This window comes from Aquabacterium sp., from assembly GCF_044226965.1.
Classification (GTDB): Bacteria; Pseudomonadota; Gammaproteobacteria; order Burkholderiales; family Burkholderiaceae_C; genus Pseudaquabacterium.
This window is the reverse complement of sequence record NZ_JBGAGA010000019.1, coordinates 25,408-45,763: the sequence shown is the minus strand read 5'-3', so window position 1 is coordinate 45,763 and position 20,356 is coordinate 25,408. Positions and strand designations below refer to the sequence as shown.

The window sequence follows — 20,356 nt, the reverse complement described above, 5'->3', positions numbered from 1 at the left end:
GACAACCTCAGTGCTTTTTTTGTTGGGACGATCGACGGATCGCCTCGTTGATCTCGCGGATCGACCGCTCGATCTCGGCATCGTCCAGCTCGTCGGGCGGCGTCTCGCCGGCCAGGCTGGCCTGGATGGTCGACGCGAAGACCTCGTCGCCCAGCGACTGGGTCGAGACGGCGATCGTCGAATCGTCTTCCTCCGCGGCTTCCCACTCCACCGCCAGCACGGTGACGTTATCGCTCTTCTCGCCGGCGTTGCGCAGCGCCTGCTCCACCAGTTCGGGCACCGCGTCGGAGATCGGGCGCAGCGCCAGCTGCTCGCTGATCACCGCGTCGCTGACGCTGCCCCACAGCCCGTCGGAGCACAGCAGCAGCTTGTCGCCGGCCTGCAACAGCATCGGGCCGGCGGTGTCGACCACCGGCTTGCCGGGCGAGCCCAGGCAGGTGAACAGCACGTTGCGGTTGAAGCGCTGGGCGATCGGCACCACCTGCGACATGGTGTCCTGCAGCTCGGTGTAGGAGTGGTCGCGCGTGCGGGCGATCAGCTTGTCGCCACGCACCATGTACAGCCGCGAATCGCCGCAGTGCGCCCAGTAGGCCGCATTGCCCTGCAGCACGCAGGCGACGATGGTGGTGCGCGGGGTGTCCAGCAGGGCCTTGTCCGTCGCGTAGCGCAGCAGCTGGTGGTGGCCCGCCAGGATGGCGTCGTGCAGGAAGCGCAGCGGATCCTTCAGGCCCGGCTTGGCATCGCGCTGGAACATCGCGGCCAGTGTCTGCAGCGCCATCTGCGAGGCCACTTCACCCTCGGGGTGGCCGCCCATGCCGTCGGCCAGTGCAAACAGCCCGGCGGAGCGGGTGTAGCAATAGCCCATGCGGTCTTCGTTCTTCTCGCGCCCGCCCTTGCGGCTGACCTGGTAGACCGAAAAACGCATGACCATGATGGTGTGCGGCGCCCCGGCCCGATCAGGGCTTTGCGCCGGTCTTCAGATTTTCGATCTGCAGCTTCAGGCGTTCGCTGAAGCTGAGCTTGGTGTAGCGGCGCTCGGTCTCGCGCGAGAGCTCCTTCTGCAGCGCGAACACGCTCTGCGGGCGCGACAGCGGGTCGAGCGACATGCACCACTCGGTGACCTCGATCAGGTTGTCCGAGTAGACATTGCGCAGGCGCGACAGGCTCAGTGCCAGGCGGTCTTTCTCCAGCCGCTGCGGCGCGTCATTCGGCGGGTAGCCCTGCATGCAGGCGTAGATGCAGGCGCCGATGGCGTAGATGTCGGTCCACGGCCCCAGCGTGCCGTCGCGCCGGTACATCTCGGGCGCGGCGAAGCCGGGCGTGTACATCGGGCGGATGAAGTTGCCTTCCTTGCTCAGCACCTCGCGCGCGGCGCCGAAGTCGAGCATCACCGCCTTGTTGTCGTTGGTGATGAAGATGTTGGCCGGCGGAATACCTTGTCGCGCTTCAAATCCCGGGCGGTGACGATGAAATCCTGCAGGGTATCGCCCTGCAGGTAGTTCATCACCATGTAGACGGTTTCGTTCTCGCGGAAGAAATTCAGCACCGAGACGACGCTCGAATGCGAGATCTGCGCGAGCGAGCGGCCTTCTTCGAAGAAGCTCTTCAGGCCCAGGCGGTACAGCGGCTGCTTCTCGGGCTTGACGCGCGGGGTCAATTCGCCCGGTGAGCGTTCGGCCAGCGAAGCAGGGAGGTACTCCTTGACCGCGACGAGATGGCGGTCGGCGTCTTCGGCCAGGTACACGACACCAAAGCCCCCGGCCGCCAGTTTCTTGACGATCGAGTAACCACCAACCACGGTGCCCGCAGGCAACGGGGCGGGTTTCGGCTTTGACATAATCGTCGTTTTCTCGAATGAAAAAGGTCGATGGCAGTTTATAGCATGACCGGTTTTGGCAGCGCCACGGCAAGCGCTGCGAGCCCCGCCAATGCCACCGGCCAGAGCAGCGACAGCGTGCCATCGAATGCCGGCACGGTGGGTGTCGAATTGCGTTCGGTCAACGGCCGCTTCCTGGACTTCAGCCTGCGCCTGCCCGACGAGATGCGCGGCCTCGAACCCGCGCTGCGCGAACTGGTCACCGCCGCGTTCCGCCGCGGCAAGATCGAGCTGCGCCTGTCCACCCAGCGCGAGTCCGACAGCGCCTGGCCGCAGCCGCAACTGGAACAGCTGAGCAAGCTGGCGCGGCTGGAATCCACCGTGCAGACCTGGCTGCCGCACGCACGGCCGTTCAGCGTGAACGAGGCCTTGAACTGGTGCCGCTCCGGCGGCGCGGCCGAGCGCCTGGACGAAGCCGCGATGGACGCCGCGCGGCGCGCGGTCGAAGCGCTGCGCGAAGCGCGGGCACGCGAAGGGGAGCGCCTGGTGGCCATCCTGCTGGAGCGCATCCAGCGCCTGCGCGAACTGGCCATCCAGGCCGCGCCACTGGTGCCGGCCGTCGTCAAGCGCCAGCAGCAACGCTTCCTCGAGCGCTGGCAGGAGGCGCTGGCCAATGCCGGGGCCGGCTCCACCGTCAGCGCCGAGGCGCTGCACGAACGCGCGCTGAACGAAGCCGCGGCCTACGCGCTGCGCATCGACGTGGCCGAGGAACTGGCGCGCCTGCAGGCCCACCTCGACGAGATCGCCCGCCTGCTGCAGGCCGGCGGCGAACTCGGCAAGCGGCTCGACTTCCTGATCCAGGAACTGCACCGCGAGGCCAACACGCTGGGCTCGAAGTCCTCGGCGCTCGAGCTGACCAACATCTCGGTGGAGATGAAGGTCGCGATCGAGCAGATGCGCGAGCAGGTGCAGAACATCGAATAGCGCCTGCGCGCGCGGGCTGCTAGGCTTGCCGCTCCGCGCCCGACGGCGCGCCATCGACGTCGAGGTTCCGTACATGGGCGACATCTCCGCCACCTCCGCCGCCAGCTCGCTGGCCCGTGCGATCGACAGCGCCGCCGCAGCGATCGAGGCCAAGGTCGTCGCCTGGCGGCGCGATCTGCATGCCAACCCCGAGCTCGGCAACCGCGAGTTCCGCACCGCCGGCCTGGTGGCCGAGCACCTGCGGGCTCTGGGCTTCGACGAGGTGACGACCGGCGTCGCGCACACCGGTGTCGTCGGCCTGCTGAAGGGGGCCCTGCCCGGCCCGGTGGTCGCGCTGCGTGCCGACATGGACGGGCTGCCGGTGACCGAGGAGGTCGACATCCCGTTCGCGTCCAAGGTCAAGGCGCAGTGGAATGGCGAGACCGTCGGCGTGATGCATGCCTGCGGGCACGATGCCCACGTGGCCATCCTGATGGGCGTGGCCGAGGTGCTGGCCGGCCTGCGCGCGGGCCTGAAGGGCACCGTGAAGTTCCTGTTCCAGCCGGCCGAGGAAATGCCGCCCGAAGGCGAGGAAGGCGGCGCGAAGCTGATGGTCGAACAGGGCGCGATGGACAACCCCCGGCCCGCCGCGGTGTTCGGCCTGCATGTCACCTCGCGCCTGCCGGTGGGCACCATCGGCTACCGGCCCGGCCCGACGATGGCGAGCTCGGACAAGCTGAAGATCACCGTCAACGGCCGCCAGACGCATGGGGCGATGCCGTGGTTCGGCGTCGACCCCATCGTCACCGCGGCGCAGGTGGTGCTGGGCCTGCAGACGGTGGTCAGCCGAGAGATGGACCTGACGCGCGAGCCCGCGGTGGTGACCATCGGCGCCATCAAGGGCGGCGTGCGCGAGAACATCATCCCCGACAGCGTGGAAATGCGCGGCACCATCCGCACCTTCGACGAAGGCATGCGCGACGAGGTGCACGAACGCGTGACCTACCTGGCGCAGGCCATCAGCCGCGGCGCGCGCGCCGGCTGCGACGTGTGCATCACCAAGAACTACCCGGTGACGGTGAACGACCCCGCGCTCACCGCGCGCATGGCGCCCACGCTGCACCGCGTGGCCGGCGAGCAGCACGCCGTGCTGGTCCCGAAGGTGATGGGCTCGGAAGACTTCTCGTTCTTCCAGCGCGTGGTGCCGGGGCTGTTCTTCTTCGTCGGCGTGGTGCCGCACGGCACCGAGGTGATGAAGGCCGCGCCGAACCACTCGCCGCGCTTCTACATCGACGAAGCCTGCCTGTTGCTGGGCGTGCGCGCGCTGGCCCATGTGGCCTGCGACTTCCTCGAAAGCTGAACTCGCCTAGAAACCGTAGCTCACGCGCGCGCTGAACATCGAGCCGTGCTGGGCGTAGGTGGAGCCCACCAGCCAGGCGGCCTGCCACTGCACCGGCTGGTCGCCCGAGGTTCGGCCACCGATCGGCAGCTTGCCGAAGACGGCCGGGCCGGCGCGGTGCGACTGCTTCTGCCACGCCGGCCAGTGGTCCCAGCGGCCGACCTCGCCGAAACCCTGCAGGCCCACATGCAGCGCCGGCATCCAGCGGTAGCGCGCCTGCCACTGGTACTTCAGCTGCGTCGGCTTGCCGGCCATCGCGCCGAAGGCGCGGGCGAAGAAGAGGTTGAAGTTCAGCTGGGTGCGGCCGACATCGGTCTGCAGCGCCGGGCCGAATTCCAGCGCATGGCCGCCGCTGTAGTCCTTGGTCACCAGGGTGTGCAGCGCCACGTCCACCGGGTAGCGGCCGCCGGTCAGCACCAGGTCGTTCTGCCAGTTCAGCGTGCTCAGGCGCGTGGCCGTGCCCTCGCTGCCGATGTAGCTGGCCAGCACGCCGGTGTACCAGCGCTCGTCCACGTTCCAGCCCAGGCCGAGTTCGGGCCACAGGGTGGCGGGCGCCCGGGGCGTGTCCACGGTCCAGTAGCGCAGGTCCACGGTCCGCAGGCCGGGGTCGCTGTAGGCCGTGACGACGTAGTAGCCGGGGTCGGCGCAGGCCGTGACGCAGGTCAGCGCCAGCAGCGAGGCGGCACACCAAATCGGGGTCTTCGAAAGCGGCATCGGGCGGCGGTGGTCTTGCCCCGCCAGCGTACGCGGCGCGGGCTGCCGGCCAAGGTCGGATAAGCGCCTGTGCAGCAGCCATTCCCGCCACCGCGCTGAAGCCGCCACAATGTTCCGATGAGCACGCACGCCGCTGATTCGCGCTACGCCTGGACCCGCCTGATGGCCACCCTGGCGCTGATGACCATCGGCAGCGCGGCGATGTACGTCGTCTCGGTGGTGCTGCCCACGGTGCAGGCCGAGTTCGGCGCGGCGCGCGCCGATGCGTCGCTGCCCTACACGCTGATGATGGTCGGCTTCGGCCTGGGCGGCGTGATGATGGGCAAGCTGGCCGATCGCCATGGCGTGATGACCGTCGTGCTCATCGGTGCCGTGGGCCTGGGCGCGGGCTTCATCGCCGCGGCTTACAGCAGCAGCCTGTGGCTGTTCGCGCTGGCGCATGGCGTGCTGCTGGGCGCCTTCGGCAGCTCGGCCACCTTCGCGCCACTGGTGGCGGACACCTCGCTGTGGTTCGTGCGCCGGCGTGGCATTGCGGTGGCCATCTGCGCCAGCGGCAACTACCTGGCCGGCGCGCTGTGGCCCCCGATCGTGCAGCGCCTGGTCGAGGCCCAGGGCTGGCGCCACACCTACCTCGCCCTGGGCCTGCTGTGCCTGCTGACGATGCCGCTGCTGGCGCTGAGGCTGCGCACACGACCACCGGTCGGGCAGCCCGCGGCGGCCAGCGTGCGCCCGGGCGGTCCGCCGCCGGTGCAGCCCTCCAACCGGCCGTTCGGCCTGAGCCTGGCGCAGGCGCAGGTGCTGCTGTGCGTGGCCGGCGTGGCCTGCTGCGTGGCGATGGCGATGCCGCAGGTGCACATCGTCGCCTACTGCGGTGACCTGGGCTATGGCGTCGCGCGCGGGGCCGAGATGCTGTCGCTGATGCTGGCCTGCGGCATCGTCAGCCGCCTGGTCAGCGGCATGATCTGCGACCGCATCGGCGGCCTGCGCACGCTGCTGCTGGGCTCGGTGCTGCAGGGCGTGGCGCTGCTGCTGTTCATCCCCTTCGACGGGCTGCTGTCGCTGTACCTGATCTCGGCGCTGTTCGGCCTGTTCCAGGGTGGCATCGTGCCCAGCTACGCGATCATCGTGCGCGAACACTTTCCGCCGGCCGAGGCCGGTGCGCGCGTGGGCACCGTGATCATGGCCACGCTGTTCGGCATGGCGCTGGGCGGCTGGATGTCGGGCGTGGTGTTCGACCTCACCGGCTCCTACCACGCGGCCTTCATCAACGGAGTGGCCTGGAACCTGCTGAACCTGACGATCGCCTCAACGCTGTTCCTGCGCTTCCAGCGCAGCCTTCATCGCCGCCAGCCCTTGCTCGATCATGCCGGCGATGGCGGGGGCCATCCCGTGCGGTAGCAGGTCGGCCGTCCACAGTGCGCGGCAGCGCTGCGGGCCATCGGCCAGCACCTGCAGCGAGGCGTTGTGGTGCGATAGCCGGCCGCCCACCGCGGTCCACGCGATGCGCCGGCGCGCGTCATCGCAATCGATGATCAGCTCCTTCACGCTCAGGCCGTTGGCGAAGCTGACGACGCGCCGCGCCCTCGTCTTCCAGCCGGCAGTCGCTGACGAAGCCGGGCACCAGCCGCGTATGCAACGCGCCGATGTCGCGTGCGGCCTGCCAGAGCCGGTCGGCCGGGGTGTCGATCGAGATCTCGCGGTGGATGCTGGCCATGGTGGATTTGCACTCGGTGAGGACATGGCCTGCAGGGTAGGCCGTCCGCAGCGGGCTCGCGCGCCGTTTTCGGACACCTTCATCCGGCTTCAGCGCGGCGCAGGCAGCGGGATGAACTCGGTCTCGCCGGGCACCTGGCCGATGCGCTGTGCCTGCCAGTCGTCCTGCGCCTGCGCGATGCGCTCCTTGCGGCTGGAGACGAAGTTCCACACCATGAAGCGGTGGCCCAGCGGCGCGCCGCCGATCATCACGACGCGGCTCTCCCTAGCGGCTGAAAGACGCGGCGTGCTGCCGGGCGCGAGCACCACCATCTCGAACGGCGGCACCGCCTCGCCGTCGAGCGCGAAGCCGGCATCGACGCCGTAGAGCGCGCGTTCCTCGGCGGCATCGGGCAGCTGCAGCGAAGCCCCGGCCTGCAGCTGGAAGTCGACGTACAGCGTGGGCGACAGGGTCTTCACCGGGGACTGCAGCCCGAAGGCGTCGCCGACCAGCACGCGCAGCTGCACGCCCGGCAGCGCCAGCGCGGGCATCGCCTCGGCGGGTGTGTGGGCGAAGCTCGGCGCGTCTTCCTCGTGCGCGGCCGGCACCGCGGTCCACAGCTGCAGGCCGTGGCTGCGGCGCACCTGGCCGCGCAGGTCGTCGGGCGTGCGCTCGGAATGCACGATGCCGCGGCCGGCCGTCATCCAGTTGATCGCACCGGGCTCGATGCGCTGCACCACGCCGGTGGAGTCGCGGTGCATCATCGCGCCCTCGAACAGGTAGGTCACCGTCGCCAGGCCGATGTGCGGATGCGGGCGCACGTCGTGGTCGTCGTCGGGTCCGGCCGTCACCGGGCCGAAGTGATCGAAGAACAGGAACGGTCCCACCGCCTGGCGGCGGGCCGAGGGCAGCACACGGCGAACGGTGAAACCGCCGCCCAGGTCGTGGCTGCGCGGCAGCAATCGGTCCAGTGCAGGCATGGCGATGCGGGGCGGCATGCCCCGTCGAAGGGGTGGTGAAGCACCGAGTCTAGGCCCCGCGCTGCCGCGCCAGTGCGGCGTCGACCCAGCGCTTGAAGGTGGCGTCGCGGTAGTGGCGGCTCTGCGTCAGGGCCTGCAGCCTAGCCCGGTCCAGGGCGCTGCCGGGCCAGCCCTCGGGCATGCGGGCCAGCGTCATCGCGATGTAGAGGTTGCGGCGGTAGCTCAGTGCCTCGTCCTCGTCGAGCAGGGCATCGATCAGCGCGCGCACCACCGCCGGCTGCTCGGCCGCGGGCCGCGCGACGAGCTCGGCGCTGGCCTGGCGCCGTTCGCTGCCGGTGAGCCGCAGGATCTGGTCGCGGTAGGCCGCATCGGCCGGCGACGGCAAGGGCAGCGGCGCCTGCGAAGGCGAGACCCAGACCTCGATGGTGCCGGGCGTGGCCGTGTACTGCGAGGACAGCGGCTCGACCACCCAGCCGCCGAAGCCCAGGCTGGGCCCCAGCAGGCGGGCGCAAGCCAACGCGTCTTTCGTGTGATAGCGAACCGCGGTGGGGTCGACCGGTACCGGCCGCGCACGACCGGCGCTGCGCGCGGTGGCGAGCACGTCCTCGACGCCCGGCACCTTGACGCCCAGCGCACGCCAGCGCTCACGATAGGCCTCGGCCGCGTCGGCCTGGGCCGGTCCGTAGATCTGCAGATACACGGTGTGGCCCTCGCACTCGCCGGCGGCCTGGCGGGCGCTGGCCTGGACCGATGCGCTGGCGGATGCGGGCGACGGAGCGGGCGACGCGGCAGGTGTCGGGACGGGTGTCGTTGCAGGGGCGGATGCCGGCGCCGCAGTGCGGGCCGTGCCGGGCGCACTCGGCAGCGCCGTGCGCGGCGGGCCGAGGACCGGCTTCGGCAACGCCATCGGCGCCTGGGCCACGATGCTCTCCGCCGCGGCGCGTGCCGCCGCGACGTCCCGCGCCACGCAGGCCTCGGGCACCGCCGCGCCGGCCCGTGCGGCGGCCGCCGCGTCGCAGGGATGGGCCTGCGCATACAGCGCATCGGCCGAATAGTCGTAGACCCCATAACGCGGCAAAGGCACGGCCACCGAAGCGTGGCTGATCGGCTTCAGGCAGCCCGGCACCGCCTCGGGCCGGCGCAGCTCCACCGCGTCGAGCAGCGCATCGCAGGGCGCCGGCAGCGGCTGAGGCAGGCGCTTGCACTCGGCCACGGCATCTTCGAGGATCCGCTGCGCCAGCCGCGAGCGCTGGAACCAGCCGGCCTCGTGGCCCGGGCACAGCGTGTCGGCCGTGCGCACGATGGCCGCGGCCAGCGCGCCCGCGGCCGCCGCCCCCGACGCCGGCAGGCCCGGCGTGGCCGAAGGCAGTGGCCGCGCCCACAGCGTCGACAACTCGGCCAGCGCCGCGCGTTCGTCGGTCACCTGCCGCGTGGCGCTGCTGCGCAGGCTGTCCAGGGCCTGCCAGGCCGAGACGCCGAAGGTGGCCGCGGCACCCAGGCCCAGCGTGGTCCGCACGGCGGTGCTGCCGATGCGTGCCGGCAGCCGGCTGGCCGGCGCTGCGGCGGCCGCCGCGGCGGCCTGCGCCTCACCCGCCCGGCGGGCCGCCGCCGCGCTGTCGAAGGGCGAGCGGTCGTCCTTCTCGAAGAAGTCTTCCGGCCGTTCGACCAGGCGCTCGATGAACGCGCGGCCCAGCTTGCCGCCGAGGAACTGGCCGAGCTGGAAGTAGCTTTCCCACTGCGCCTCGGAGAAGAACTGGTCGGCGGTGGACTGCTGCGGGAAGTCGGGGTTCTCGGCCTTGAAGTTGACCAGGTCCACCGGCAGCCCGTCGCAGACATTCGGCTTCACGACGATCAGGATGCCGCGCCCCGGCCGGCCGCCGTTGTAGCGCACGGTGGCGAAGGCCAGGCAGGCGGTGCTGGTGCTGGAGGCCAGGTCGTTCAGCGACCCGAAGGCCTTCATCGGCTCGGGCCAGTCGAGCGCGTGCTCGCCGCCCGGCACCGCCCGGCGGAAGCGGCCCGGTGGCGACGGTGGCGGCGGCGCGGGCGGCTGCCGCGGGCGCTGGAACAGCACCTCGGCCTGCAGATCGATGCGCGCCTTGCGCACCAGGTTCTCCAGGTCGCCGAAGGCATAGCGCGGATCGGCGCCGCAATCGGCCAGCACGATGACCTCGGCGCGCTCGGCCAGCAGCGCGTAGGCGCCGGTGTTCTCGAGGTGGCCGCCGTCGGTCAGGAACCAGTCGGGCCTTTCGGTGCCGCGGAAGATGCCGAAGGTCTCGCGCAGCAGGCCGAGCGACTTGGCCGTGACCGGCGATGCGCGCGTGGCCAGGCCTTCGCGCGTGGCCTTGTCCCACCAGAAGCCCAGCCGCAGCCCGGCAAAGGTGGCCAGCGCGCTGATGCCGCCGCGCGTCAGGCTGCCCAGGCCGGGCGCCACCGCGGCGCCGGAAATGGCCACCCAGCTGCCCAGCGTGAGCCCGCCGCGGGCCGCCAACGGCTTCCAGCCTTCGCGCCCCACCTGCATCAGCCCGCCCGAGGCGATGGTCAGCGGCAGGCCGCGCCGGTCCTGGTTGAACAGGCCGCCGCGCGGATCGCGCGTCTGGTTGATGCAGACGTTGACCAGGTGCACCGGTCCGCCCTGGCGCTGCGGCAGGTAGTCGGCCATCGCCAGGTCGTCGTCGGCCTGCAGCTCGCCGATGCTCACGCCCTGTGGCACCGAAGGCATGTGCGGCGGCACCACGCCCAGGGCGCCCAGCGCGCCGGCCTGGCCGAAACGCCGCGCATTGGCCGCCCCCAGGTAGCTGCGGACCAGCCGCGCCTTGTAGAACACGTGCAGCGACGACAGGTTCAGGAAATCGAGGTTGCGGCCCGACAGCCAGAGGTAGCCCAGCACCGGCAGGCCGATGGTCAGCAGCACGCCCAGCGCATCGCCGAAATCGGGCCCGCGCTGGAACAGGGCGCCCAGCCCCGCGCGGTAGACCAGCGCCACCCACCAGGCGCCCAGCAGGAAGGTCAGCGCATAACCGAACAGACGCCCGACCAGCAGGATGCCGCGCACCGAGCCGCTGCCGGGCATCAGGCTCGAGACGGCCGGCAGCAGCGCGCGCACCAGCGCAGCCGCGACGCCCAGCAGCACGCCGGTGGAGGCAATCGCTTCGTACTCGAAGGCCAGGTACCAGGCCGCGCGGTCGACCGCGCCCAGCAGCAGCAGCAGCGCCGCGGTGCGCAGCGCATTGGCCAGCCAGCGGGTCAGGCGGCTGCGCGCGATGTCGGCCCGCTGCGCGGTGGACAAGCCAGCCGGCGTGACCTGCAGCACCCGTGCGCACAGCGGCAAGGCCAGCACCCAGGCCGCCAGCAGCGAGCAGCCCACCGCCCACAGCAGGCCGCGCTGCAGCTGGCCGACATCGGTCTGCGGCCAGGGCTGGCGCGCATGCACCCAGAGCCCGCCCACCAGCAGGCCGATGGCCCCCAGCCAGTACGGCGCGAAGCCCTTCACGTCGATGCGGCCCGTGGCCGTGAGCCAGGGCACCGACCAGTAGGCCAGCCCGGCCAGCACGCCGGCCAGCCCCACCAGCGGCAGCAGCAGCCAGATCACCGGCAGCCAGGGGCTCAGGTAGCGCGCGGCGCTGAAGGTGAAGCCCTGCTGCGCATAGCCCAGCTCGACCAGCGCGGCCCAGCCCGCCAGGTCCACCAGTGCCAGCAGCGTGCCCAGCAGCATCGCCATCAGGCCGAGCTCGAAGTGCACGCCGATCAGGTTGCGCACGAAGGCCGCGATCGCAAAGCTGCGGTCCTTCGCGCCGCGCGGGATCAGGTAGCGGCCATTGGCCCGCAGCCACCAGGTGAACCAGCGCGAATCGGCGTGCTTCATCGCATCGGCCACCGCCAGCACGTCGGCGGGGCTGGCCGCGCGGCTGAACAGCCGGCCCAGCAGCGCGCCGATGTAGCCGCCGCCCGAGACGGTGGACAACAGGTCGAAGCGCAGCAGCAGGCCCTGGCGCGCCAGCGCGCGCAGCAGCCCGAAACAGAAGGTGGCGCTGCGGATGCCGCCGCCGGACCGGGCCCGGCCCCAGAGGCGGCCGCTGCCCTGCGGCAGCCCCTGCCCCGCCAGCCGGGCACGGCGCGCCTGGACCTGCGCTTCGAGGAGATCGGGCGGCTGCGGCATCACGGCACTCCGGGCTGTGCCGTGCATTTTGGGCGCCAGTGCGGCGCCTGTTCATCCCTAGTCGAAGCGAGATCGTTTCAGGATGAGGCCACCGGCGCCGCGTCGGCCGCGGGCGCTGCGGCCGACGCCGCCGGCGTCCGCAGCAGGCTGGCGCCCAGCAACGCGGCCAGCGCGGCGAACAGCGCGCCGACCCAAAACGCGGCGTGATAACCCGCATTCAGCGCGGCCACCGCGCTGGCGCCGCCGGCCTGCGCGGCGGCCGTCTGCGCCGCGGCCAGGCTGGCCAGCGCCGCCAGGCCGAGCGCGCCGCCCATCATGAACGCGGTGTTGACGATGCCCGAGGCCAGGCCCGAGTCCCGCGGCGCCACGTCGCCCATTGCCGCCAGCAGCAGCGGGTTGAAGGCGATGCCGGCGCCCAGGCCCAGCAGCAGCATGCCCGGCAGCACGTCGGCCACGAAGCTGCCGCCCACCGGCGCGCGGGCGAACAGCGCCAGCCCCAGCGCGGCCAGGCCCAGGCCCGCACCCAGCGGCCGGCGCAGGCCCCAGCGCATCACGATGCGGGCCGACAGGCCCAGCGAGAAGGCCGCCATGATCAGGTTCGAGGGCAGGAAGGCCAGGCCGACCTGCATGGCGCTCCAGCCCAGCACCAGCTGCATGTACAGCGCCGACAGGAAGAACCACGCGAACATCGCCGCCGCCCACAGCACGCCCACCATGTTCGAGGTGGCCAGGTTGCGCAGCCTGAACAGGCCCAGCGGCATCAGCGGCGCGACCACACGGCGCTCGATGCCGATGAACAGCGCCAGCAGCAGCACCGCCAGGCCGAGCAGCCCCAAGGTGCGCGCCGATTGCCAGCCGGCCTCGTTGCCGTTGACGATGGCATACACCGCCAGCATCAGCGCCAGCGTGACCACCAGCGCGCCGGCCACGTCCAGCCGCGCGGTAGCCGCGGCCACGCGCGCCGGTGGCAGCAGCGCCATGCCCAGCGCCAGCACTGCCACGCCGATCGGCAGGTTGACCAGGAAGATCCAGTGCCAGCCCACCGCATCGGTCAGCAGCCCACCGAGCAGCACGCCGATGCTGCCGCCGCTGGCGCAGACGAAGCCGTAGACGCCCATGGCCTTGGCACGGTCCGCCGGCGCGGTGAACAGGTTCATGATCAAGGACAGCGCCACCGCCGACACCACCGCGCCGCCCACGCCCTGCACCGCCCGCGCCGCGATCAGCAGGCCCTGCGAGCCGGCCAGGCCGCAGCCGGCCGAGGCCAGCGTGAACAGCGCGATGCCGGCCATGAACAGGCGCCGGTGGCCGTACAGGTCGCCCAGCCGCCCGCCCAGCAGCAGCAGGCCGCCGAAGGTGAGCATGTAGGCATTGACCACCCACACCAGCGTGGTCTCGGTGAACTGCAGGTCGGCCCGGATCGAGGGCAGCGCGACGTTCACGATCGTGGTGTCGAGCACGATCATCAGCACGCCCAGGCACAGCACGCCCAGCGCCCACCAGCGGCGGCGCGGGTCGGCGTGTTCCGCTTCGGTGCCGCGCATCACGGCTGGCCCGGGATGCCGACCATCCAGCACAGGCCGAAGCGGTCGACCACCCTGCCGCAGCACGGCGACCGGAAGGCTTCGCCCAGCGGCATGTCGATGCAGCCCTTGAACGACAGATAAGCCTGGACCAGCATGGAATGCTCCTGTGATCGTGAACCGGGAACGGCGCCGCATGCGCCCGCCCGTGTTTGTACGACGTTCGAGCGGCGCGGATTTCGACAGGCGCGCTTCAGCCGCGGCGCGGGTGCCGCCGGCGCCAGGCCTCCCACAGCGGCAGCGCCGCGCAGGCGCCGAAGAACAGCAGGCCGAACCAGCCGGTCCAGCGCTCGCGCAGCGTGCGTGCGGTCAAGCCCATCCACAAGCCGCCGCCGGCCAGCACCGATGAACCAAGCAGCATGAAGCCATCGGACAGCCGGGCCCGCAGACCGCGCGGCCGCCGCCAGCGTTGCGCGGCCGCCGCGGCGTCCTCGGGCGTCTGGGCGTCCAGCAGCAGTGGCAGCTCGGACAGCGGCTGCGGCTCGTCGTGCGGGTGCGTGACGAAGCTGCCGGCCACCAGGTCGACGCGCAGGCGCCACGGCTGCAAACGGCGGTCCGGCATCAGAAGCTCTACCAGGCCCGGCCCGGGGAAGAGCGGCGCCTGGTGAGGCTCGCGGTCGGACAGGCGCACCAGCAAGCGGCGCTCGGGCAACGCCAGCAGGTTCAGGTGGCCGTAGGGCCCGCCGCGATCGTCCCAGAAGCGAACGCGCTCGACCAGGAAGCGGCCGTCGGGCGATGGAAATTCGTGGCGTTCCTCGTCGATCATCCGTGCCGCCTAACGGTCATTGTCCGCGTCCATGGCCTGGCCACCGGCCGCCTGCACGATCAGCCCGGCCAGCAGGCGCGCCGGCTCGCTCAGCTGGCGGCTGGCACGGTGCACCAGCCCGATGTCGCGGTGGAAGGTGTGGTGGCCCAGGTCGATGGCCCGCACCGCCGCCGGCCAGCGGCGCAGCGCGGCCGTCTGCGGCACCAGCGCCACGCCGACGCCATGGCCCACCAGCCGGACGATGGCGTCCAGCTCGTCGGCCTCGCAGACCTCGCGCACGCGGATGTGCCCCGAGCGCAGGAAGCGATCCACCTGCCGCCCGCCGAACGAGGCGCGGTCATAACGTACGAACGGAAGGGTGGCGAGCAGCGCGGCCCAGTCGTCGCCCGCTTCGTGGCGCGGCACCAGCAGCCGGAAGGGCTCGCGCGCCAGGGTGGTCCAGCGCAGGTCGCTGTGCAGCGAGAACGGCGGCCGGATGATCACGGCCAGCTCGATCTCGCCCTGGTCGACCAGGTCGAGCAGTCCCATCGACAGCCCCGGCAGCACCCGCGTGCGGCAGCCCGGGCATTGCCTGTGGAAGCGCGCCAGCGCCTCGGGCAGGATGGCGCGCTGCATCGACGCGATGGCGCCGACCGTGACCAGCGCGGTCGCCGGCCTGCCGCCGCTGCGGCGCGAGCCGAGGTCGTCGTGCAGCCGGATCAGCTCCTGCGCACGCACCAGGGTCTGCTGGCCCATCGCATTGAGCCGGGCCGCGCGGCCGCTGCGGTCGAACAGCGCGAAACCCAGCTCGGATTCCAGACGCTGCATCTGCGCGCTGACGGCTGCCTGCGTCAGCCCCATGGCCTGGCCGGCGGCGGCGAAGGTGCCTTCGCGCGCCACCGCCACCAGCGTCTTCAGCTCGCGGATCATGCCGCGCGCGGCTGCAGGCTACTTGGCGAACAGCTTGCCGATGTCGGCAAAGGCCTTGACCTCGATCGCGTTGCCCGAGGGGTCGAGGAAGAACATCGTCGCCTGCTCGCCCGGCTCACCCTGGAAGCGGATGTAGGGCTCGATCACGAAGGCGGTGCCGTGGCTTTTCAGGCGCTGCGCCAGCGCTTCCCACTCGGCCATCGGCAGCACGATGCCGAAGTGCCGCACCGGCACGCCATGGCCGTCGACCGCATTGCGCTGCGACGGCCCGGTCTCGCCCGGCGCCAGGTGGGCCACGATCTGGTGGCCGTAGAAATTGAAGTCCACCCACTCGGGCGAGCTGCGGCCTTCCGGGCAGCCGAGCAGCCCGCCGTAGAAGGCGCGCGCCTGCGCCAGGTCGTGCACCGGAAACGCCAGGTGGAAGGGCGACAGCAGATCGGGGTTGCGCGTAGGGGCATGCATGGCAGGAGCGGACATCGAAGCGGCGATGGCATCATCCTAGCGATTGCCGAGCACGATGAAAATCAATTTGTCGTTGCACCACTCATCAGGACTTTTTGTGAATCCGCACTTCCAGCCCGTGGCGCCGGAACATGCCAGCCGGCTCGTCAACCATGGTCCCACGGTGCTGGTGACCAGTGCCCACCAGGGCCGGCGCAACGTGATGGCGGCGGCCTGGTCGATGCCGGTGGAGTTCACGCCGCCGCGCATTGCCGTCGTGATCGACAAGAAGACCTTCACGCGCGAGCTGGTCAGCGCCAGCGGCGCGTTCGCGCTGTGCATCCCCGGCGCCGCGCTGGCCGACCTGACCTACGCGGTAGGCAACTGCAGCGGACGGGACATCGACAAGTTCGCGCGCTACGGCATCGAAGCCCGCCCCGGCCCGGCCCTGGGCATGCCGCTCGTCGAAGCCGGCTGCGTGGCCTGGCTCGAATGCCGCCTGCTGCCCGAGCCGCACACCGAGGAGGCCTACGACACCAGCTTCGGCGAGGTGCTGGCCGCGGCGGCCGACAGCCGCGTGTTCGCCAACGGGCGATGGTCCTTCCGCGACGACAACCCGCTGCTGCACACCCTGCACCACCTGGGCGCCGGCCACTTCGTGGTCGCCAGCCAGACCATCCGGGCACGCCCGCTGTAGGGCCGCGCCGCCGCGCCGCAGAATCGAGGCCCGCCCCTCTCCACGCTGCCACGATGAACCCGACCTCCGAATTCGAGCTGCTGCCCCGCGACCTCACGCCCTATCGCCGCGGCAACACCGGCATCGACTACGTGCACCGCTTCGAATCCGGCCGCCCCGGCCCGCATGTGCTGGTGAACGCGCTGACGCATGGCAACGAGTTCTGCGGCATGGTCGCCGCCACGCACCTGCTGGACACCGGCGTGCGGCCGCGCATCGGCACCCTGACGGTGAGCTTCGCCAACGTGGCCGCGTACGAAAGCTTCGACCCCGCGAAGCCGCTGGAAAGCCGCCAGCTGGTGCACAACATGAACCGCATCTGGTCGGCCGCCTGGCTGGACGGCGCGGAAGACAGCCCCGAGCTGTCCCGCGCCCGCGCGATGCGGCCCGCAGTGGCCGCAGCCGACCACATCCTCGACCTCCACTCCACCAGCACCGATGTGCAGCCGTTCTGGGTCTACCCGCAGTTCGCGCGCAATGCAGACACCGCGCTGGCCATCGGCCGGCCCGCCGTGCACCTGGTGATGCCACAGGGCCTGGGCTCCGGCACGCCGCTGATCCAGCATGGCCGCCATGGCCAGGCCGAAGGCGCCGGCGTCGCGCTGGTGGCCGAGTGCGGCGGCCACTTCCGGCGCGCCAGCGGCGAGCTGGCCACCGAGGTGGCGCTGGACTTCCTGGCGCACTTCGGCCTGATCGAGCGTGCGCCGCTGGCACCCAAGCCGCCGCAGCAGCGCTTCGAGCTGCTGCAGACCTGGGTCATCAAGACGCCGGAGTTCCGCTTCAGCCGGCCGCTGGTCGGCTTCGAGACCTTCGACGACGGCGCGCTGATCGCCACCGACGGTGCCGAGGAAGTGCGCGCGCTGTGCGAGCGCTGCACCGTGCTGATGCCCACGCGCCGGCCGATCGTCGGCCGCGAAGGCGTGTACCTCGCGCGGCCGCTGGACTGACGAGGCCCTAGCGCTCGAAATACACGGCCGAGCGGCGGTAGTCGAAGCTGACCACCCGTTGGCGCAGCAGCGCGCCACCGATGTTGCCGGCCACCTGCCCGATCGCGGTGACGCCTTCATCGGCGCAGGGCAGTGTCAGCGCCGGCACGTCGAGCACCAGCGCGCCCAGCGCCAGGGGCCGGCCCGGTGCCACCCGGCCGCCCACCGCGCCACCGATGCCATGGCCGATGACGGTCTCGGCGCCGGCGCCGTCGGCCAGCTGCGGATGCGCGGCGACGAAGGGCTTGAACAAGGTCAGCGCGTTGCGGTTGCCGGTGTCGAGCCAGAACTCGCCCTCGATGCCGTCGACCCGGGCGCGCACCGCCGGCACATGGGCATAGAAGCGCAGGTCCAGCCGCTGCGCGCCGGGCGGCGGCACAAAGGCCTGCGGGTCGATCAGCTGCAGCCGGCCGGCGTTGCCGTCAAGCCGCAGCACCAGGCGGCTGAACAGCTCGAAGCCGAGCAGCCCGTCGATTGCGGTGCCCTCCACCACACTCAGGCCGGCCAGCGGCAGCACACGCAGCAGGCTGTCCTGCAGCCGCAGCGCCCCATCGCCCAGCACCAGTTCGCGGGCCCGCGCGAAGCCGGCCGACACCGGCTGACGGCCAGGCCCGCGCACCTCCGTCGCGCCCTCGATCGCCAGCCCGGCGCGCGCGGCCGCCTCGGGCGTGAGCAGGTTGACGCCGCCGCTGTCCAGCATCAGCCGCATCGGCGCGCCGTTGATGCGCGCATCGAGGTAGGCGTGGTTCTGGTGCCATGCCACCGGCAGCTCGCAGGCAACGGTGCCGGCGGCCAGCCCGGTGGGCGGCGGCGCCGCATCCGGCCGCTCGAAAGCCGCGGCGGGCAGCGGCGGGTTCACCCGCGCCACATCCAGCTGCACCAGCACCTCGTGGCGCGGATCCCCGCCGCCGCTGACGGTGCGCATCGGCAGCAGCAGCCCGTCGATCCAACGATGGTCCTCGTAGCGCTTGACGCTCACTTTGCCGTGCAGCACCTGCTCGCTGGACAGCAGGCGCCCGCTGGCAGCGTCGAAGCCCAGCAGCAGCTCGTCGCCGCCGGCGGGCCTGCAGCGCAGCAGGCTGAGCCGGCCCTCGGGCGCCTCGCGCTCGCCGGCCGGCGTGAACATCGCCGCTGCATCGCGCCCGGGCTGCAGCCAGGCGCGCGACAGCAGCCAGGCCTCGGTCACCAGGGCCTGAAGCGCCGCCACGCTCTGCTGCACCACCACCGCGCCATCGGCGCCCCGGTGCCAGCCCGCCGTGCCATCGAAGCCGCGCGCCAGCGCAGCCGGGCCGAGCCGGTAGTCGATGACGAAGCGGCCATCGCCCAGCGCGATGCGCTGGCTGTACGGCCCCTGCAGCCCGCCGGCGCTGATGCGGCCTTCGAACTGCAGCGCGTGCGCCTGCTGCCAGGCGGGGCCGCCGGCCGCGGCGCGTGCGGCGGCAAGCAAGGGCGGGATCGCGGGGTCGGTCGATGGATGGGACAAGGGGCCTGCCTCCGGCTGCAAAAGAAGCGCGCGATTCTGGCGAGCGCGACGACCCGTGGCGCGTGCATCCGAGCGCGGCGCCCGGCCATCGCCGCAGCTTCATCTGGCGGCAACCCAGGGTGCCTACAATCTTGTCATCGGGTCTGGCTCGACGGCGCGCCGCGGGTCGCCTGCGCGACATCCGCACACTGCGAAAACCCGCATCCTGTGCCGGCCGGCCGCGCCGCATACTGGCGTCCTCGCCGATCCCGCCCGTACCCGATGAAGCCCACCATCGTCTTCGAGCAGCAGACCATCGCCCCTGACGCGTTCTTCGAACGTTATCAGCGCTCGGCCGCCGCGCTGCAGGCGCTGGGCGTCGGCGAGGGCGACGTGGTGGCGCTGATGCTGCACAACACGCCGCTGAACCTGGAGCTGATGCTGGCCACGCGCTGGCTGGGCGCGGCCTGGTGCCCGGTGAACTGGCACTTCAAGCACGACGAGGTGCAATACATCCTGCGCGACAGCGGCGCGCGGCTGTTCATCGCCGAACCCGAGCTGCTGCAGGCGCTGGGCGACGTCGCGCCGGCCGGCCTGCCGGTGTTCGACACCACCGCCTGGACAGCGCGGCGCGACGGCACGCCGCCCATCGCCACGCCGGCGGCCGCGCCGCGCGGCGCGATGCTCTACACCTCCGGCACCACCGGCCGGCCCAAGGGTATCCGCCGCGCACCCTCCACGCCCGAGCAGGTGGTCACCTCGCTGGCCCGCTCGCGGCTGGCCTACGGCCTGGAGCCCGGCATGCGTGCGCTGCTGAGTGCGCCGATGTACCACAGCGCGCCGAATGCCTACGCGCTGGGCGTCGCGCAGCAGAGCGGCACGCTGTTCCTCGAGCGGCGCTTCGACGCCGAGGACACGCTGCGCCTGATCGCCGAGCACCGCATCAGCCACGCCTACCTGGTGCCCACGATGTACGTGCGCCTGTTGCGCCTGCCGGCGGCCGTGCGCGAGCGCCACGACCTGTCGAGCATGCGCTTCGTCGGCTCCACCGGATCCCCCTGCCCGCCGGACGTGAAGCGCGCGATGATCGAGTGGTGGGGTCCGGTGATCCACGAGGCCTACGGCTCCAGCGAACTCGGCTACATGAGCTTCCTGCGGCCCGATGAAGCTTTGCGCAAGCCCGGGTCCGCCGGGCGGCCGATCGAGGGTGTGGACATGCGCATCCTCGACGACGCGGGCCGCGCGGTGCCGCAGGGCCAGGCCGGCCTGATCTACGTGCGGCCCTCGAACCTGCCCGACTTCACCTACCAGGGCAACGATGGCGCGCGCCGGGGCATGGAACGCGAGGGCTTCCTGACGATGGGCGACGTGGGCTACCTCGACGAGGACGGCTATCTGTTCATCGTCGACCGGTCGGCCGACATGGTGATCTCCGGCGGCGTGAACATCTACCCGGCCGAGATCGAGGCCTGCCTGCAGGCGATGCCGGGCGTGGCCGATTGCGCGGTGTTCGGCATTCCCGACCCGGAGTTCGGCGAAGCGCTGGCCGCCGCGGTGCAGCCCAGCGCCGACGAGGCCGGCCGGGCGCTAACACCCGAAAACGTACGGGCCTGGCTGCAGCCGCGGCTGGCGAACTACAAGCTGCCGCGCATCGTGACGCTGCACGACGCGCTGCCGCGCGAGGACACCGGCAAGATCTTCAAGCGCAGGCTGCGCGAGCCGTACTGGGCCGGCCAGAGCCGGCGCATCTGA

The 20,356-nt window shown here is 71.6% G+C and carries 17 protein-coding genes and 1 pseudogene; 6 read left to right on the top strand and 12 right to left on the bottom strand.

All coding sequences use genetic code 11. The features are described from left to right. Nucleotides 1-7: 7 nt before the first annotated feature. Nucleotides 8-925 carry a PP2C family protein-serine/threonine phosphatase gene (locus ACILR4_RS11070; RefSeq protein ID WP_395700952.1) on the bottom strand — a complete coding sequence of 306 codons (918 nt, stop codon included), beginning with the start codon at nucleotides 923-925 and terminating at the stop codon, nucleotides 8-10. A 31-nt stretch (nucleotides 926-956) separates the two neighbouring features. Continuing rightward, nucleotides 957-1,837: pseudogene (locus ACILR4_RS11065) on the bottom strand (serine/threonine protein kinase). 30 nt (nucleotides 1,838-1,867) lie between these two features. On the opposite strand from ACILR4_RS11065, the gene ACILR4_RS11060 reads away from it, so the two are divergent. Then, complete coding sequence (locus ACILR4_RS11060) at nucleotides 1,868-2,800, top strand: YicC/YloC family endoribonuclease (protein ID WP_395700906.1); 933 nt, start codon at nucleotides 1,868-1,870, stop codon at nucleotides 2,798-2,800. 73 nt (nucleotides 2,801-2,873) lie between these two features. Continuing rightward, nucleotides 2,874-4,139 (top strand): amidohydrolase, encoded by a 1,266-nt coding sequence (locus ACILR4_RS11055; protein WP_395700905.1) that lies wholly within the window; start codon nucleotides 2,874-2,876, stop codon nucleotides 4,137-4,139. A gap of 6 nt (nucleotides 4,140-4,145) precedes the next feature. On the opposite strand, the gene ACILR4_RS11050 is transcribed toward ACILR4_RS11055, so the two are convergent. Continuing rightward, nucleotides 4,146-4,892 carry a hypothetical protein gene (locus ACILR4_RS11050; RefSeq protein ID WP_395700904.1) on the bottom strand — a complete coding sequence of 249 codons (747 nt, stop codon included), beginning with the start codon at nucleotides 4,890-4,892 and terminating at the stop codon, nucleotides 4,146-4,148. Between the two features lie 117 nt (nucleotides 4,893-5,009). Here ACILR4_RS11050 and ACILR4_RS11045 point away from each other — a divergent pair, with 117 nt between their 5' ends. Next, nucleotides 5,010-6,290 (top strand): MFS transporter, encoded by a 1,281-nt coding sequence (locus ACILR4_RS11045; protein WP_395700903.1) that lies wholly within the window; start codon nucleotides 5,010-5,012, stop codon nucleotides 6,288-6,290. Nucleotides 6,291-6,408: 118 nt separating this feature from the next. Here ACILR4_RS11045 and ACILR4_RS11040 read toward each other — a convergent pair whose 3' ends face one another. The 8 genes from ACILR4_RS11040 to ACILR4_RS11005 form a co-directional block, all read right to left on the bottom strand. Then, complete coding sequence (locus ACILR4_RS11040; RefSeq protein ID WP_395700902.1) at nucleotides 6,409-6,606, bottom strand: hypothetical protein; 198 nt, start codon at nucleotides 6,604-6,606, stop codon at nucleotides 6,409-6,411. 89 nt (nucleotides 6,607-6,695) lie between these two features. Beyond that, the gene (locus ACILR4_RS11035) at nucleotides 6,696-7,565 is read right to left on the bottom strand and encodes a pirin family protein (RefSeq protein WP_395700901.1); all 870 of its coding nucleotides are present in this window, start codon (nucleotides 7,563-7,565) and stop codon (nucleotides 6,696-6,698) included. 49 nt (nucleotides 7,566-7,614) lie between these two features. Then, a complete protein-coding gene (locus ACILR4_RS11030; protein WP_395700900.1) occupies nucleotides 7,615-11,721 on the bottom strand; it encodes a patatin-like phospholipase family protein in 4,107 nt (1,368 codons plus the stop codon). 77 nt (nucleotides 11,722-11,798) lie between these two features. Continuing rightward, nucleotides 11,799-13,265: an MFS transporter gene (locus ACILR4_RS11025; protein ID WP_395700899.1), complete on the bottom strand. Its 1,467-nt coding sequence runs from the start codon at nucleotides 13,263-13,265 to the stop codon at nucleotides 11,799-11,801. Continuing rightward, nucleotides 13,265-13,402, bottom strand: coding sequence for a hypothetical protein (locus tag ACILR4_RS11020; RefSeq protein ID WP_395700898.1), 138 nt, complete (start codon nucleotides 13,400-13,402; stop codon nucleotides 13,265-13,267). Before ACILR4_RS11020 ends, ACILR4_RS11025 begins: the two co-directional genes overlap by 1 nt. Nucleotides 13,403-13,497: 95 nt before the next feature. Beyond that, the gene (locus tag ACILR4_RS11015) at nucleotides 13,498-14,070 is read right to left on the bottom strand and encodes a hypothetical protein (protein ID WP_395700897.1); all 573 of its coding nucleotides are present in this window, start codon (nucleotides 14,068-14,070) and stop codon (nucleotides 13,498-13,500) included. Nucleotides 14,071-14,079: 9 nt separating this feature from the next. After that, nucleotides 14,080-14,979, bottom strand: a complete 900-nt coding sequence (locus ACILR4_RS11010) for a LysR substrate-binding domain-containing protein (protein ID WP_395700896.1) — start codon at nucleotides 14,977-14,979, stop codon at nucleotides 14,080-14,082. An 18-nt stretch (nucleotides 14,980-14,997) separates the two neighbouring features. Next, nucleotides 14,998-15,441, bottom strand: a complete 444-nt coding sequence (locus tag ACILR4_RS11005; protein ID WP_395700895.1) for a VOC family protein — start codon at nucleotides 15,439-15,441, stop codon at nucleotides 14,998-15,000. A gap of 97 nt (nucleotides 15,442-15,538) precedes the next feature. On the opposite strand from ACILR4_RS11005, the gene ACILR4_RS11000 reads away from it, so the two are divergent. Continuing rightward, entirely contained in the window at nucleotides 15,539-16,117 is a 579-nt protein-coding gene (locus ACILR4_RS11000; RefSeq protein ID WP_395700894.1) for a flavin reductase family protein, read from the top strand. Nucleotides 16,118-16,170: 53 nt separating this feature from the next. After that, a complete protein-coding gene (locus ACILR4_RS10995) occupies nucleotides 16,171-17,103 on the top strand; it encodes a succinylglutamate desuccinylase/aspartoacylase family protein (RefSeq protein WP_395700893.1) in 933 nt (310 codons plus the stop codon). 7 nt (nucleotides 17,104-17,110) lie between these two features. Here ACILR4_RS10995 and ACILR4_RS10990 read toward each other — a convergent pair whose 3' ends face one another. Further along, nucleotides 17,111-18,625 (bottom strand): aspartyl protease family protein, encoded by a 1,515-nt coding sequence (locus ACILR4_RS10990; protein ID WP_395700892.1) that lies wholly within the window; start codon nucleotides 18,623-18,625, stop codon nucleotides 17,111-17,113. Here ACILR4_RS10990 and ACILR4_RS10985 point away from each other — a divergent pair. Next, nucleotides 18,617-20,356 (top strand): AMP-binding protein, encoded by a 1,740-nt coding sequence (locus tag ACILR4_RS10985; RefSeq protein ID WP_395700891.1) that lies wholly within the window; start codon nucleotides 18,617-18,619, stop codon nucleotides 20,354-20,356. The two genes, ACILR4_RS10990 and ACILR4_RS10985, sit on opposite strands and share 9 nt — an antisense overlap.

Bases quoted from the DNA above. Each gene is read 5' to 3' on its own strand.
- ACILR4_RS11070 (WP_395700952.1), bottom strand. From the start codon at position 925: ATGCGTTTTTCGGTCTACCAGGTCAGCCGCAAGGGCGGGCGCGAGAAG.
- ACILR4_RS11060 (WP_395700906.1), top strand. From the start codon at position 1,868: ATGGCAGTTTATAGCATGACCGGTTTTGGCAGCGCCACGGCAAGCGCT.
- ACILR4_RS11055 (WP_395700905.1), top strand. From the start codon at position 2,874: ATGGGCGACATCTCCGCCACCTCCGCCGCCAGCTCGCTGGCCCGTGCG.
- ACILR4_RS11050 (WP_395700904.1), bottom strand. From the start codon at position 4,892: ATGCCGCTTTCGAAGACCCCGATTTGGTGTGCCGCCTCGCTGCTGGCG.
- ACILR4_RS11045 (WP_395700903.1), top strand. From the start codon at position 5,010: ATGAGCACGCACGCCGCTGATTCGCGCTACGCCTGGACCCGCCTGATG.
- ACILR4_RS11040 (WP_395700902.1), bottom strand. From the start codon at position 6,606: ATGGCCAGCATCCACCGCGAGATCTCGATCGACACCCCGGCCGACCGG.
- ACILR4_RS11035 (WP_395700901.1), bottom strand. From the start codon at position 7,565: ATGCCTGCACTGGACCGATTGCTGCCGCGCAGCCACGACCTGGGCGGC.
- ACILR4_RS11030 (WP_395700900.1), bottom strand. From the start codon at position 11,721: ATGCCGCAGCCGCCCGATCTCCTCGAAGCGCAGGTCCAGGCGCGCCGT.
- ACILR4_RS11025 (WP_395700899.1), bottom strand. From the start codon at position 13,265: ATGCGCGGCACCGAAGCGGAACACGCCGACCCGCGCCGCCGCTGGTGG.
- ACILR4_RS11020 (WP_395700898.1), bottom strand. From the start codon at position 13,402: ATGCTGGTCCAGGCTTATCTGTCGTTCAAGGGCTGCATCGACATGCCG.
- ACILR4_RS11015 (WP_395700897.1), bottom strand. From the start codon at position 14,070: ATGATCGACGAGGAACGCCACGAATTTCCATCGCCCGACGGCCGCTTC.
- ACILR4_RS11010 (WP_395700896.1), bottom strand. From the start codon at position 14,979: ATGATCCGCGAGCTGAAGACGCTGGTGGCGGTGGCGCGCGAAGGCACC.
- ACILR4_RS11005 (WP_395700895.1), bottom strand. From the start codon at position 15,441: ATGCATGCCCCTACGCGCAACCCCGATCTGCTGTCGCCCTTCCACCTG.
- ACILR4_RS10995 (WP_395700893.1), top strand. From the start codon at position 16,171: ATGAACCCGACCTCCGAATTCGAGCTGCTGCCCCGCGACCTCACGCCC.
- ACILR4_RS10985 (WP_395700891.1), top strand. From the start codon at position 18,617: ATGGGACAAGGGGCCTGCCTCCGGCTGCAAAAGAAGCGCGCGATTCTG.